We start from the raw sequence: 14,922 nt of genomic DNA, 5'->3' as shown, positions 1-14,922 counted from the left end.
ACCAAGCAAATTGCAGTTTGCTTGGTTTTTTCTGTTAAATAGTAGGAGATTCGTTGGATACAAAGACATGTTCATGTTTCTTAGTAGTACTTAAAACGAACTTATGCTGTAGCAATTGTAGTTTAAATAATGCTAAAGGATCATGATACGTTTCTGGATTGCTTCTTAGTGTTGCCAATGTTTGTTCGTCTGTTTCAATCTCAAGATGAGCTGTTTCCACATTTTGTTTCAATATACTAAGTGGATCTTTAAAGAACATCATGATATCACGTTCTAATGCTCCTTCAAATACTTCAAATTGAAGGAAGAATTGTTTTGAGATTGCTTGAGCAATTTCTGTATAATCCTCTGTTTCAATATATTGTTTATATTTGTTTGCGAGCATAGATTGGTTTTTCTGCATATTACCAAATAGTTTTCCAGCACTTTTTAAGAAAAATTGTGTCGGTGTAAAGCGTAATAAAATATTGATGTTCGTTACTGTAATTCGATTTGTCATTCGTACAACATCTCGATTCCAATCATCTAATAATTTGAAATCACAAGGAAGTTTCATACGTTCTTCTTTATAGAGTTTATTGAAAGTTTCGCTCATTTCATCTAAATAAGCTTGTGCTTGAATAAATTCGTTATGAGCTGTTTCAATCCATTCTTGAATAGACCCAGTAAATTTAGGAAGAAGGACTTGTTGCACATGTTTTTGAATTCGTTCGTTCATTGCCGTATTTAATTCTTCATGAACTAATTTAAAATCACTATCTTCTTGAACTAGGTCAGAGCAACTCTGTAATAATTCAGGAATTTGAGAATGTATATCTCGTGTAATTTCTTCTTTCGTTAATAGATAGGATTCTGTAATCGAACGAATTTTATCTTTTTCAAGAGCAGTAAGATTGTTAATAAATCCATTCAGTTTTACTGAGATATGTTTATTCCAGCGTACTGCTTTCACTAATGTATTTTCTAATTCCACACGTTCATTCACAAGGTATGCGATTGTCTTTTGAGTAAACCATATTAGTTTTTCTATACGTTCTTGTTCCATGTTGCGTTTTGCAAGATTAGAGAGAACAGATTCTGTTACATCCCCAAGTTGCTGGCTACTCTCTTGTGAAGGAGAGTATGGGAAGAATTGTGCATTTGGGAAATGAACTTTAAGTTTACTAATTAATTTTTCATTAGTAGTCGTATTATTCGTATGTAATACGAAGTGAATTTTTAAGTTTGGCACCTGTTCACGTAAATAAAGTAATGTATCAAGTTCTTCACCATGTAATGGTGAAGCAGAATTCAATACGTAAAGGAGGCTATCTGCTGCTTGTAAGTATTCAAAATAGGAGCTATTTTTATCCAATTGTCCCTGAATAGATGGTGTAACAAGAAATGCAAACTTATTTTTTCTTAAAAATCTACTTGGTAGCTTAATTTCTATACATTTTTTCTCAAGTTCTAACTGGGAAGATGTAGCCATTATTTGATGGAGCTCATCAAAGTTCGGTATATTTCGTACATCCAACTCATTGAACTCTGTTATTTCAGTTTGGCTATCGTCTTTAAATAAAATAGGAGTTGTTAAAGTCTCAGTTAAGATATTTTCTCCTAATATGGAGTTGACGAATGATGCTTTATCATGGTCACTAGTGCCAGCTATTAGTAGTTGTGTAACATTTAAATCGCATAGTTCATGGACGAGTAGCGTAAATTGATGACTTAAATCTACATCATTTTTCTCAGCCCAAACAGCAATTGTTTCGAATAAATGAGAAACGGTTTCCATATTCACATTCTCTTCAGCTGATGAATTAGAAAGTAAAGCACCAGCACTTTTTACGAGTAATGATTCTAAAGTTGTAGGTGAAACTTCATTCCATGCTAACACTGCCGCAGAGACAATTAGAGAATCTTTTGTTTTCATTAAGCTAAACCAATTTGTTAATAAATCTGGTACAAGTCCTTGTAATTCATGCATAAAATGCTCACCAGTAATTAATGCAAAGTATGTCTCTTGGTAGCGAGAGGAGATTTCAGACCAATCATCATTATTATCTGTTTCAATATGTAAGAATAAGTGATTTATCGTTTGAATCCACGGTAGATACAACGTGTCATCTTGATAGCTATTCCAAAGAGCAATAACAAGTTCTTTAAATTGTACTTGATCAATTGTATATAGAGCTTTTAAAGACTCATAGAAATATTCTGGTTTAATTTGTTTAGTAAACCCTTGATTCACATAATTAATTAAAGTATCGAACCAGTGTAATGAGTTTGTTCGAATTCCTTCTTGAACTGCAAGCTCTATGGCGTTATTCCAATCTTCCTGTTTTTCATAGAAAGAGCGAGCAATGGCAGTAATATTTGGATAGTCAGGTTGAAATGCGACAGCCTCACTAATGGTTTTAAATGCTAGTCCTAAACGATCTTGTTCGATATAAAGAGAAAGGAGTTGCAGGGAAACTTCCATCGTAAGAGTCGTATCTTCTGTTTGAATAGATTGATACATTTCTTCTGCTTTTGGTAAGAAGCCTAGTTCAAAATAAGCGTCTGCAATATTTTTGGTTGCCCAAAGTGCAAGGTCGTTATTTACTTTGTCCCATTTAAATATGGCTGCTTCAAAGTCTTTATTTTGGTAATAAAATTCACCTTGAGCAAAGCGGACATTAGAAATGTTTGAGAATTCATTTTTTGATTCATTTATATATGCTTCACCAAGTACTTCCGATACTGGAGTAGAAGTTTCTTCTGTTAAAAATGTTTTATAGTAAACCTTTTGGATAAATTGATTTTCAATGGTCATGTTCGTTCCCCCTGTATAATTTAGAAAAATGATGTTGTATGTTAAAGGGCGCATGTTTTTTTATAGGTAGAAGTTGCATTATATAGACCAAACTATGTTTTTGCTAGATATATCATTTTTCCTGAGAGTTAAACCGTTGCGAAAAGTAACTTTCCTTTATTGTAACAAAAAAACAAGCATATGAATTTTTATTTTTTAATCCGGCTGTTTACAAGTAGTAAGAATTTCATCTCAAAATTGGATGAATATAAGGGAATAAAGTCGGAATTGGGCTGTTCGTAACAGCCCGATTCGAGCGGGCTAATAAGCAGTGGAGATGAACAAAACCCTCACTGATTAAAGTCGTCTTTTATCTCATCTAAAGGGATGAATAGAAGTAGAGTTCATTATAAAAACAATGTATAGTGAATATGTATACCATGTTTGTCTCAAAGATAGAAAGGGCACAATGTGGAATAACGATCGTGCATAGGATGTGTCTTCCGAATGGAACAACATATTGGCGAGTTAATCGCGCATTATGGGTATTTTGGAATTATTATAGCTTTGGCTGGTGGGATTGTAGGATTACCAATACCAGACGAGTTTTTATTGACCTTTATTGGTTATAATGTTTCAAAAGGAGTTATGTCAGGAACTGCTGCTTTTTTAAGTGGGATGGCTGGTGCAATGTTAGGTATTACATTAAGCTACATATTAGGTTTAAAACTAGGTCTTCCTGTTTTAAAAAAATATGGGCCGAAAATTAGAATTAAAGAACATCACATTGAAAAAACACATGTTTTATTTGAAAAATACGGTCCATTTCTTTTAATGATTGGTTATTTTATACCAGGAGTCCGTCATTTAACAGCGTATTTTGCTGGGGTTTCGAATTTAACACTTTGGCGTTTTTGTTTGTATGCTTACGGTGGTGCAGTCATTTGGATAAGTGTTTTTATCGGGCTTGGCTGGAAGCTAGGGGAGAAGTGGCGTTTCGTTGAGTATAGTTTACATCATTATGGAATATGGATTTTACTCATTTCGGCAGTTGTTGCATGTATTGTATGGTTTTACATAAAGAAAAAGAAAAACCGCTAAGAGCGGTTTTTTAGCTGAAAGCAATAAATAGTACACCAGCTGTAATGAAGATTACACCAATACCGGTCATAAAGTTTAACTTTTCACCGAGTATAATCATCGCGAGAATAATAGAAAACACTACACTTAATTTATCGACAGGGGCTACTTGAGAAACCTTTCCTGTTTTTAAGGCAAGAAAATAAAATAACCATGACGAAGCACCTGCAACCCCACTTAATGTGATAAATAGCAGTGCTTTTTTATTTAGCAGTACGTCGCCAATATTTTGAAATTTACCTTGTATAATAATAACGCCTACCATAAATAATGCCATAATAATAGAACGAACCGTTGTCGCAACATTGGCATCGATTCCATCTAAACCAATCTTTCCGAAAATAGATACAAGGGCAGCAGCAATTGCTGATAATAGTGCGAATAAGAGCCATGAACTCATAGTAAAATTCCTCCAATCTTACATTATTATACATGAAAACCATTCTCATGTATAAAGTGAAACTTTAATCGGTAGGGGTTCATCGCTCACTGATTATTAGCCTTCACCAATTGGGTGATTACTGCTGCAAATCGCGTGATAAATAACGAAAGAATCCCCACCTTATTTTTTTAATAAGATGGGGATTCTTATACTACTCTGCAATTTCCTCATATAAAAAGTACGTTACATTATAAATATGCTCTACTTCATCGTCCGTCATAAATAATAATTCGTCACGCTCAATCCCTTTTTTCTTTTCGATAAACTCAATCATATTTTTTCTTTCTTCTCTTTTCATCAATTTTATTTCTCCTCTCAATCTGTTTTAATACAGTTTATTTAAGTTATTGCTATTATATAACAGAATCTTTAGAAAGTTCCACCTATTTTATTGTTTTTTTCAGAAGAACTTTTCGACAAAACAAGCCCACCTAAAGGGGGCTTGTTTTATTTTATAGTCGTAAAAACTCGGGCTCCGTCGTACCAGCACCATCGATGTAATAAATTGTGTCAGGATTGATTTTAATTAGTACATAATTAGGGTCTTCAGGACCGAGTAACCAGCGTTTTAAGCTATTATTCCAAAACTTGTTTTTTAATGTGGAGTCTTCCTCGATGGAGGCTAAGCCCTCAACTTCAATATAATCTTCATCTAATTTTTTTCCTTCACGCCCAAGTAGTACATATACATTTGGATTTTTTTCGATATCTGTTATCTTTTTTGATTTTCGATCTGTTGCAACATATAGTACAAAATCTTCATGGAAAAACATCATAAAGGCGCTGTGAGGTTTATTTTCACGTACAGTAGATAATACACCGGTTCGTTGACCGCAAATAATTGTTTCAATTTTTTCTTTTAAATGCATGCTTTTAACCTCTTTCCACGATTTGTAATTTTTCCCGTCTAAACAAGAAAATGAAGTATCTTTCATACTTTTTTCATCAACATGATTTTTTAAACGTAATTGTGATGAAATGGGACAAGTTAGGAGAAGAATAATATTAATGATGAGGAGAAATACATACGATGGAAGGATGAAAAACATGTTTAATAAAATATTTCTTATAGTAGCACTTATAGGTGTACCACTTTCTGTACTCGGGAAAACACTTCACTGGCCTCAAACAATTATGTTTGCTGTATACTGTATTACTATTATTGCATTAGCGGGTTTTATGGGGAGAGCAACGGAAAGTTTGGCAATTGTTTCTGGTCCTAGAATAGGTGGATTATTAAATGCTACTTTCGGTAATGCTGTTGAACTGATCATTTCGATTTTTGCACTTCAAGCGGGATTAATTGAAGTGGTGTTAGCCTCTTTAACAGGATCTGTACTTGGAAATTTACTATTAGTAGGGGGACTATCTTTCTTTGTAGGAGGTCTTAAATACAAAAGGCAAAGTTTTAATGTGTATGATGCAAGGCATAATTCAGCTTTATTAATATTTGCTGTTGTCGTAGCTTTTGTTATTCCAGAGATTTTTTCGATGAAGATGGATGCCGGAAAGACCTATCAATTAAGTATCGGTGTTTCTATTATTATGATTATTATGTACCTTGCTGCTTTGTTCTTTAAGTTAGTTACGCACCGTGGTGTATATCAACATAAAAGTGATGAAGTAGCGCATGAGGAAGAGCCAGAGTGGTCAAAAGGTAAAGCATTACTCGTTTTAGCAATAGCGACAATTGCGGTAGCTTATGTGTCAGAAGCGCTCGTGCATACATTTGAAACAGTCGCGAAATCATTTGGCTGGTCAGAGTTATTTATAGGGGTTATTATCGTTGCGATTGTTGGGAATGCAGCAGAACATGCATCTGCAATTATTATGGCTTATAAAAATAAAGTGAATATTGCAGTTGAAATTGCAGTAGGTTCTACATTACAAATTGCCATGTTTGTTGCGCCTGTATTAGTACTGCTATCCATGTTTTTTGCAAACAGGATGCCTTTAGTATTTACCATACCAGAACTTGTTTCTATGATTACAGCTGTTTTCTTAACGATAGCGATTTCAAATGATGGAGATACAAACTGGTTTGAAGGAGGAACTTTATTGGCGGCATATGTCATTATGGGAATTGGTTTTTATTTATTGTGAAAAGTAGGCATAACAATTGTACCTAGAGAAAACAATAAACAAAGTAGTATATATACCTTTACGTAGGAAGGAGCCAGACAGGTGAAACGAGTATACAGCATATGTCTTTCAATTATGTTCTCGTTTATTTTATTATTTCCTAACAGTAGTTTTGCAAAGACGACAGTAGAAGTAAAAGTGCCTTCATCTGTTTTAAATATTTCAAAAGATAATACATTTCCAAATGACGCACAAGATTTGCCGCGTTTACAGCCGAGTAAATTTGCTCAAGAATTATTGAAAACAGCAAACATTAAAATTGAAAATCCAGACTTAATTCGGATGTTTAACGAAACGACAATTTCAAATGCACCACTTGCTGTAGGGTACAGGGCAAAAATTTATTTAGGGCAATGGGCATTAAATTATGAATCGATAGATACATCAATTAATTGGGAATATAAGCAAGTGAATCGCAATGTATATGATAATCGTGGAGGAGATCGCTTATATCCACTTCGCTATAAACAAGAAACGCAAAAGACGGTTGAGGGTGATTTAACAGCCGACATGAAAAATTCTACAGATGTGAAAAAAATGATGCTTTTAAAAGCACTTGAAAAGGTACAATTGCCTCTTTCATTTAAAACGACTGTTGGTTATGGTACGGGACATGAGCGTGTGTATAATATTAGTCCGAGTCAACTTGGATATTTATACGCTTATACACCAGCTGTAAATGAAAAAGGAAAAGTAACATTCGGAGAAGTGTACCTTGTGTTAAAGGGAAACCAAAAAAGGCTTGTTGTGAAAAATATTACCTCGCAAGGAATTGGAGCTGCAATTCCAATTCATGATCATTTATATTTTAAATTCATTTCATCTTCTCACTCGCAATAACGTGAAAAACGTCAGCTTATAAGCTGACGTTTTTTTTATAATGTAATGTTTGCTGTTTTTGATAAGAAATCTTCTGTCGGATAGTAGCTGTTTTTTACAAGAACATTCGGCCCAAGGCATTTTACTGCAGGACAGTGACAGCTTAATGATTTTGCTGTTTTTGAAGCGCTCCATTTGTCATATGCTTCTTGTAATGTATTTGTTTGTACGTTACCTAGAAGGGGAACGTCACCAAAATCAGTTACAATAATATTTCCATCGAAAATATTGACGTTTAAACGAGAACGACCATCTGGATCGTTACGAACTGTTACATTTTTGCTCTGTTGTAATTTTTTAAATGTGGCAATGTCTCGCTCGTCATCGCTACAAGCATAGAAAGGTAAAGTTCCAAATAACATCCATACATTTTCATCGCGAATTTCTAGTAAATGCTCAATTGCATCACGAATTTCAGCTTTTGTTAAGATCTCTAGATTACTCGCGAAATCACTTGGATACATTGGGTGAACCTCATGACGTTTACAGCCCATTTCCTCAACGATTTGACGATGAATATGTTCAATGTGTGGTAGAGTTCGTTTATTCAGCATTGTTTCGGCTGATACGAGTACACCAGCATCTGAGAGAGCTTTACTATTTGTAATCATTCGTTCAAATAATTTTGCACGCTGTTCATAAGTAGGTTTACGCTCCATCATTGCAAATCCGCCTTCAACGAAATCATCAATCGTTCCCCAGTTATGAGAAATGTGCAGTACGTCTAAATAAGGAATAATTTGTTCGTAACGTGCTAAATCTATAGTTAAGTTTGAATTGATTTGAGTGCGAACGCCTCGTTCATGAGCGTATTTTAAGAGTGGTGTTACATAGTTGTCGACGGATTTCTTTGAAAGCATAGGTTCTCCGCCAGTAATACTTAAAGAACGTAAATGAGGAATCTCATCTAATCGTTTTAATAAAAGCTCCATCGGAAGCGGATTTGGATCTTTCGGCTGTAATGTGTAACCAACAGCGCAATGCTCGCAACGCATATTGCATAACGTCGTCGTTGTAAACTCAACGTTTGTTAATAGTAGTTTGCCGTACTCTTCAAGGTCCATATACGCTTCCCATGGATCGTAAGAAGGAGTAATCGGCTTCATTTTTTGTGATATCGTCATATGAAATACTCCTTTGACTATTGAAATAACAATTTGTCCATTCTCTATAATAGAAGAATATGTACTTTTTATAAAGTGAAACTTTTTAGCAGAAAAAGAGAGAAGGCTTACATTATAGCGGATGACCGTGACAAAATTGATGAAATTTCATGCCCATAGCAATCATTTTTGCGGTATAATAAAAGCAACTCGAATTAAAAGGAGAGTGCCTTCATGGGAAAAGCAATTCAAGATAAAGATACACAATTAGTATATTTAAAAGAACGTTTAAATATGTTCATTGAAGTAATTGATACAATTGAACCTGAAGAAGTAGAGTTAGAAGATGTAGATCGTCTTCTTGCGATGTTAGATGAATTAGAATTAAAATGTGAGCAATTTAAAAAAGACGAATAATATATTAAAAAGGCTGCCAATACAAAATTGGTAGCCTTTTTCTGTACGGATAATAGAAGGACGGTAGAAAAAAAGGTATAATCAAGTTGTGAAAAATTTCATTTATCCTTTAATAGCATGAAATAAATAAAAAGCTGAAGAGTATAACAATGGAATTTTCATCTCATAACGTTTTGGTAGCGTTCACAATTGAGGGGGAAGTAACAATGGAAAAGCTTCAAGAAAGCATGTATCAACTAATTGTTGAAACGTCAACGAATTTACCGAAAGATGTTCGTCGTGCGATTCAACAAGCGAAAGAACGAGAAAATGCAGGGACTCGTTCAGCGATGGCACTTGGCACAATTACGAATAATATTAAAATGGCTGATGATAATATCTCACCTATTTGCCAAGATACAGGGATGCCAACATTTAAAATTTATACACCAGTTGGTGTGAATCAACTAAAACTGAAGGAAGCTATCTATAGTGCGCTTGAGCGGGCGACAAAAGATGGTAAACTTCGTCCAAACTCTGTTGATTCTCTTTTTGGTGACAATAGCGGAAATAACTTAGGACCAGGTACACCTGTTATTAAGTTTGAGCAATGGGAAAAAGATTATATTGATGCACGTTTAATTTTAAAGGGCGGCGGCTGTGAGAATAAAAATATTCAGTATAGCTTGCCATGTGAATTAGAAGGACTTGGACGCGCAGGACGCGATTTAGAAGGGATTCGTAAATGTCTTCTTCATGCAGTATATCAAGCGCAAGGTCAAGGATGTAGCGCAGGTGTAATCGGCGTCGGTATCGGGGGAGACCGCACATCAGGTTACGAATTAGCAAAAAATCAATTATTCCGTACATTAGATGACATCAATCCAGTACCAGAGTTAAAACAGCTCGAAGAGTACGTATTAGAAAATGCAAATAAGCTTGGTATTGGTACGATGGGATTCGGCGGAGAAACAACTTTACTTGGTTGTAAAATTGGCGTATATAACCGTCTGCCAGCTAGCTTCTATGTATCTGTTGCATATAATTGCTGGGCATATCGTCGCCTAGGTGTGAAAATCCATCCTGAAACAGGAGAAATTATGGATTGGTTATATCAAGAAGGTGAAGATACACTTCAGCAAGAAGCACAAGAAAAAACAGAGCAACGTGAGATTGTATTACAAGCACCAATTACAGAAGAGCAAATTCGTGAACTTCGCGTTGGGGATGTTGTAACCATTAATGGCATGATGTATACAGGTCGTGACGCAATTCATAAGCATTTAATGGATAACGATTGTCCTGTAGATTTAAACGGACAAATTATTTATCATTGTGGTCCAGTTGTAGTAAAAGATGAAAATGACAACTGGCAAATTAAAGCGGCGGGTCCAACGACAAGTATTCGTGAAGAACCATACCAAGGCGACATTATGAAGAAGTTCGGTATTCGTGCTGTAATTGGTAAAGGCGGAATGGGTGCAAAAACATTAGCTGCATTAGAAGAACACGGTGGTGTTTACTTAAATGCAATTGGTGGTGCAGCACAATATTATGCTGAATGTATTAAAGAAGTGAAAGATGTTGATTTCTTACAGTTCGGTATTCCAGAAGCAATGTGGCATTTACGTATCGATGGGTTTAAAGCAGTTGTAACGATGGACTCTCATGGTAACAGCTTACATGCAGATGTGGATAAAACATCACTTGAAAAATTAGCGAGCTTTAAAGAGCCAGTATTTAAGTAAACAAAAATGCATCTCGAATGATTCGAGATGCATTTTTTTGGTATATATAGAAAAACATGTTCAGCATGAAAGAATGCACAGCAACAGAAACTACAGGTACGATTATATATGGAAAGGAGACTATTTATGAAATATAAATGGTTATATATAGGTCTCATTTTTTCAATTATGATGGCACTTGTTCCAGTTTCGGCATTGGCTTATACAAATACTCCACACAACTGGGGAATCCCACGTCCTAAAAATGAAACAGTACCAGATGCAGGGAAATTATATACAGATTTACTACAAAAGAATGGCGGATTTTATTTAGGGGATACAAAGAAAAAAGATATTTATTTAACGTTCGATAATGGATATGAGAATGGATACACAGGCCAAATTTTAGATGTATTAAAAGAGAAAAAAGTACCGGCAACTTTCTTTGTAACAGGGCATTACATTAAAACGCAAAAAGATTTGCTATTAAGAATGAAGGATGAAGGACACATTATTGGAAATCATTCGTGGAGTCATCCTGATTTCACAGCGGTAAATGATGAGAAACTTCGTGAAGAATTAACGAGTGTAACGGAAGAAATCAAAAAAGTAACTGGACAAAAAGAAGTGAAATATGTACGCCCTCCGCGCGGCGTATTTAGTGAAAGAACATTGGCTCTTACGAAAGAAATGGGCTATTATAATGTGTTTTGGTCACTCGCATTTCTAGATTGGAAAGTGGATCAACAAAGAGGATGGCAATACGCGCATAATAATGTAATGACGATGATTCATCCAGGATCTATTTTATTACTTCATGCAATATCAAAAGATAATGCAGAAGCACTTGCAAAAATCATTGATGATTTGCGCGAGAAAGGGTATCATTTTAAAAGTCTAGATGACTTAGTAAAAGGCAATCAACCGTAAGCATGTATGCTTGCGGTTTTCTCATGCTATAATGATGTGTAAAAAGGATGGGGAAAACGTATGTGGAGCGAACATGTTACGTTAGAGTATCCGTACCATTTTGAAGAAGTGTTAAAGCGTTTATCTTTTGATCCACTAAACGTCATTCAATTAGATGAGAAAGTCATGTATGTCCCGCTTTGTATAGACGAGGAACAGATTGTTGTCCGTTTGCAAGGGATTGGTACTGTTCAAAATCCACAATTTTGGATTTCTAGTCAGGCAGGAGATCCGGAGAAAGTAATGAAACGAATGAAGACGATTTTTCATTGGAATGATTCGTTTCAAGATATACAAAATCATTTTTTAAACACATCATTACGTCCACTATTTGAAACATATGCTTATACTCCAATTATTTTAGAATTCGATTATTTTGCGTGTTTACTTCGCTGCATTATTCATCAACAAATAAATTTGAAATTTGCTACTGTGCTGACAGAGCAATTTGTAAAACGATATGGAACAGAGAAGAACGGTGTATTCTTTTTCCCTACTCCAGAAATAGTAGCAAATATTTCAATTGAAGAATTGAGAGAGCAAAAATTTAGTCAGCGAAAAGCTGAATATATGGTAGGATTAGCAAAGTGTATTATAGGTGGTAAGTTAGATTTAACTAGAATAGAAAACGAAACAGAAGAAGGGGTTGCAGCACAATTGTTACCAATTAGGGGGATTGGTGCATGGACAGTGCAAAACTTTTTAATGTTTGGGCTTGGACGGAAAAATATGTTTCCGAAAGCAGACATCGGGATTCAGCGTGCAGTACAAGGTGTATTTCAATTAGATGATAAACCGAGTGATGCGTTTTTAGAAAACGTGAAACAAGAATGTGAACCATACTGCAGTTATGCAGCGTTATATTTATGGAAAAGTATAGAGTAGAGGTGTAATAATGATACAAAAACAACATGAGAGTAAGTTGGAAGTTGGTCAAACATTTCCTGTGACAATTAAACGTCTTGGGATTAACGGAGAAGGCGTTGGTTATTTTAAGAGACAAGTTGTCTTCATTCCAGGGGCATTACCAGGAGAAGAAGTTGTTGCTGAAACAACGAAAATTCAGCGTGGCTTCGCTGAAGCAAAAGTGAAAAAAGTTCGTAAAGCTTCACCACATCGTGTGAAAGCACCATGTCCAGTATACGATGAGTGTGGTGGCTGTCAGCTACAACATTTAGATTATAAAGAACAATTAAATCAAAAACGTGATATTGTTGTACAAGCATTTGAGAAGTACATGAATAACAGTTTGGAAGAAAAAATTCGTCCGACACTTGGCATGGAAAATCCATGGCATTATCGTAATAAGAGTCAATTACAAGTGGGGCGTAAAGACGAGAAGGTTATTACAGGTCTATATAAACAAAATTCACATCAGTTAATTGATATTGCCCATTGTATGATTCAACATAAAGCAACGAATGAAGCGACAAAAGTTGTGAGACGTATATTAGAAAAATTAAATGTTTCTATTTACAATGAGAAAAAACAAAAAGGTTTAGTACGAACAATTGTGACACGTACTGCAGTTCAAACAGGGGAAGTACAAGTTACACTTATTACAACAAAAGAAGAGTTGCCAAATAAAGAACAATTTATTGCAGAAGTACAAAAACAGATGCCAGCTGTTAAATCAATTATGCAAAATGTAAACTGGCGTAAAACATCTGTTATTTTCGGTGATAAAACATTTAAATTAGCTGGAAAAGAAGTAATTCAAGAAACACTTGGTGATTTATCATTTGAATTATCAGCACGTGCATTCTTCCAGTTGAATCCAGAACAAACAGTTGTGTTATATGATGAAGCAAAAAAAGCAGCTGCTTTAACAGGAAATGAGAAGATTGTGGATGCGTATTGTGGTGTTGGTACAATCGGTCTTTGGCTTGCGAATGATGCAGCAGAAGTACGTGGTATGGATGTAATTCCAGAAGCGATTGCAGACGCAAGAAAGAATGCGAAGCGCCATGGATTCACAAATACGAAATATGAAGCAGGGAAAGCTGAACAATGGTTACCGAAATGGGTAAAAGAAGGATGGCGTCCTGATGTAATTGTTGTCGATCCACCTCGTACAGGTTGCGATGATAAATTATTGGAAACAATTTTAAAGGTGAAACCGAAACAAGTTGTTTACGTATCTTGTAATCCTTCTTCATTAGCACGTGATGTACAAGCGTTAATGAAGAGTTATGAGGTGGAATATGTGCAACCAGTTGATATGTTCCCACATACAGCTCATGTAGAAAATGTAGTGAAGCTTGTTAGAAAGTAAAGTTTATTCATATTCCCTCATGGTATGAGGGAATATTTTCTATGAAGGAGAATAATATGCACAATTATAAATTAACGATCCAATACGACGGTGCTCGCTTTAAAGGGTGGCAACGTCTCGGTAATAACGATAATACGATTCAAGGAAAAATTGAAAGTGTCATATCTGAAATGATCGGAAAAGAAATTGAAATTATCGGTTGTAGTAGAACAGACGCTGGTGTACATGCTTTGAATCAAATTGCTAACTTTCAAAGTGATGAGAAGTTAGTGGAACATAAAGTGAAAAAATATTTAAATCAATATTTACCTAATGATATTAGCATTACGAATGTAGAAGAAGTACATGAGCGCTTCCATGCTCGTTACAATTCTAAAGCAAAAACATATCTTTATAAAATTTGGAATGAAGAGCACACGAACCCATTTATGCGTAAATACAGTATGCATGTGAATAAAAAATTAAATGTGAAAAACATGAAAGAAGCTGCGAAACATTTAGTTGGTTCACATGACTTTACTGCTTTTTCAAATGCGAAATCAAAGAAAAAGTCTATGGTTCGCGAAGTATATACACTTGATGTGATGGAAGAGGCAGGATTCGTACAAATTAGGGTGAGTGGTAACGGATTCCTTCATAACATGGTACGAAAAATTGTTGGAGCATTAATTGAAGTTGGATTAGGACAATTAGATGCTGAAGCAATTCCAAACATTTTAGAGGGAAAACAGCGTAATCAAATTAATTGCCTTGCTGAGGCGAGTGGGTTGTACTTGGAGAATGTTGAATTTTAATAATAAGTAAAAATCGAGCTGATTAGGCTCGATTTTTTTATTATTTTGGAATTAAGAAGATTTCTCTTTCTTCATACGTATCTTCAAATTCCAAAAAGCAGCAAGCATAATAGCTGCAAAGGAACCGCTAATTGCTGCGAATAGCTTTGCGTAAGGAGAGGTATTCATATCAATGAGTAACATCATACATAAAAGGGTAGGGAAGAAGGCTAAGTATTGTAACAGCTTTAACTTGTTATCATTACTCATATATATCGTTCCTTTCTAACATGTTATATT

General features: G+C 35.0%; 15 protein-coding genes. 9 read left to right on the top strand and 6 right to left on the bottom strand.

Translation table 11 applies throughout. The annotated features are described in order from the left end of the window. Positions 1-34: 34 nt before the first annotated feature. Entirely contained in the window at positions 35-2,797 is a 2,763-nt protein-coding gene (locus BAQ48_RS06645) for a tetratricopeptide repeat protein (protein WP_071710468.1), read from the bottom strand. A gap of 486 nt (positions 2,798-3,283) precedes the next feature. Here BAQ48_RS06645 and BAQ48_RS06640 point away from each other — a divergent pair, with 486 nt between their 5' ends. Next, positions 3,284-3,877, top strand: a complete 594-nt coding sequence (locus BAQ48_RS06640; protein ID WP_071710467.1) for a DedA family protein — start codon at positions 3,284-3,286, stop codon at positions 3,875-3,877. A 10-nt stretch (positions 3,878-3,887) separates the two neighbouring features. Here the strand turns inward: BAQ48_RS06640 and BAQ48_RS06635 are convergent, their stop codons facing one another. The 3 genes from BAQ48_RS06635 to BAQ48_RS06625 all read right to left on the bottom strand — a co-directional run bounded on the left by BAQ48_RS06635 (position 3,888) and on the right by BAQ48_RS06625 (position 5,227). After that, positions 3,888-4,316 carry an EamA family transporter gene (locus BAQ48_RS06635; RefSeq protein ID WP_071710466.1) on the bottom strand — a complete coding sequence of 143 codons (429 nt, stop codon included), beginning with the start codon at positions 4,314-4,316 and terminating at the stop codon, positions 3,888-3,890. 193 nt (positions 4,317-4,509) lie between these two features. After that, entirely contained in the window at positions 4,510-4,656 is a 147-nt protein-coding gene (locus BAQ48_RS06630; protein WP_000817786.1) for a BH0509 family protein, read from the bottom strand. Positions 4,657-4,810: 154 nt separating this feature from the next. Next, complete coding sequence (locus BAQ48_RS06625) at positions 4,811-5,227, bottom strand: pyridoxamine 5'-phosphate oxidase family protein (RefSeq protein WP_061676715.1); 417 nt, start codon at positions 5,225-5,227, stop codon at positions 4,811-4,813. Positions 5,228-5,405: 178 nt separating this feature from the next. Between BAQ48_RS06625 and cax the strand changes: the two genes are divergently transcribed. Together cax and BAQ48_RS06615 are read left to right on the top strand one after the other, a co-directional pair. After that, entirely contained in the window at positions 5,406-6,461 is a 1,056-nt protein-coding gene (gene cax, locus BAQ48_RS06620) for a calcium/proton exchanger (RefSeq protein ID WP_071710494.1), read from the top strand. A gap of 81 nt (positions 6,462-6,542) precedes the next feature. Next, positions 6,543-7,340 carry a YfkD famly protein gene (locus BAQ48_RS06615; protein WP_033665075.1) on the top strand — a complete coding sequence of 266 codons (798 nt, stop codon included), beginning with the start codon at positions 6,543-6,545 and terminating at the stop codon, positions 7,338-7,340. A 35-nt stretch (positions 7,341-7,375) separates the two neighbouring features. Here the strand turns inward: BAQ48_RS06615 and yfkAB are convergent, their stop codons facing one another. Next, a complete protein-coding gene (gene yfkAB / locus BAQ48_RS06610) occupies positions 7,376-8,503 on the bottom strand; it encodes a radical SAM/CxCxxxxC motif protein YfkAB (RefSeq protein WP_000156030.1) in 1,128 nt (375 codons plus the stop codon). 213 nt (positions 8,504-8,716) lie between these two features. On the opposite strand from yfkAB, the gene BAQ48_RS06605 reads away from it, so the two are divergent. The 6 genes from BAQ48_RS06605 to truA all read left to right on the top strand — a co-directional run bounded on the left by BAQ48_RS06605 (position 8,717) and on the right by truA (position 14,643). Beyond that, positions 8,717-8,899, top strand: coding sequence for an SE1561 family protein (locus BAQ48_RS06605; RefSeq protein WP_000513558.1), 183 nt, complete (start codon positions 8,717-8,719; stop codon positions 8,897-8,899). A gap of 206 nt (positions 8,900-9,105) precedes the next feature. Beyond that, positions 9,106-10,626, top strand: coding sequence for a class I fumarate hydratase (gene fumA, locus BAQ48_RS06600; RefSeq protein WP_000413532.1), 1,521 nt, complete (start codon positions 9,106-9,108; stop codon positions 10,624-10,626). A 126-nt stretch (positions 10,627-10,752) separates the two neighbouring features. Next, entirely contained in the window at positions 10,753-11,535 is a 783-nt protein-coding gene (gene pdaA / locus BAQ48_RS06595) for a delta-lactam-biosynthetic de-N-acetylase (protein WP_071710465.1), read from the top strand. A gap of 60 nt (positions 11,536-11,595) precedes the next feature. Beyond that, the gene (locus tag BAQ48_RS06590) at positions 11,596-12,459 is read left to right on the top strand and encodes a DNA-3-methyladenine glycosylase family protein (protein ID WP_071710464.1); all 864 of its coding nucleotides are present in this window, start codon (positions 11,596-11,598) and stop codon (positions 12,457-12,459) included. A 10-nt stretch (positions 12,460-12,469) separates the two neighbouring features. Then, a complete protein-coding gene (gene rlmD / locus BAQ48_RS06585) occupies positions 12,470-13,849 on the top strand; it encodes a 23S rRNA (uracil(1939)-C(5))-methyltransferase RlmD (protein ID WP_071710463.1) in 1,380 nt (459 codons plus the stop codon). A gap of 56 nt (positions 13,850-13,905) precedes the next feature. After that, positions 13,906-14,643, top strand: coding sequence for a tRNA pseudouridine(38-40) synthase TruA (gene truA, locus BAQ48_RS06580; RefSeq protein ID WP_071710462.1), 738 nt, complete (start codon positions 13,906-13,908; stop codon positions 14,641-14,643). Between the two features lie 51 nt (positions 14,644-14,694). Here the strand turns inward: truA and BAQ48_RS06575 are convergent, their stop codons facing one another. Continuing rightward, complete coding sequence (locus BAQ48_RS06575) at positions 14,695-14,892, bottom strand: hypothetical protein (RefSeq protein ID WP_071710461.1); 198 nt, start codon at positions 14,890-14,892, stop codon at positions 14,695-14,697. Positions 14,893-14,922: the final 30 nt, after the last annotated feature.

This window comes from Bacillus luti, assembly GCF_001884105.1.
GTDB classification, from domain to species: domain Bacteria; phylum Bacillota; class Bacilli; order Bacillales; family Bacillaceae_G; genus Bacillus_A; species Bacillus_A luti.
This window is presented reverse-complemented; position numbering and strand designations above follow the sequence as displayed.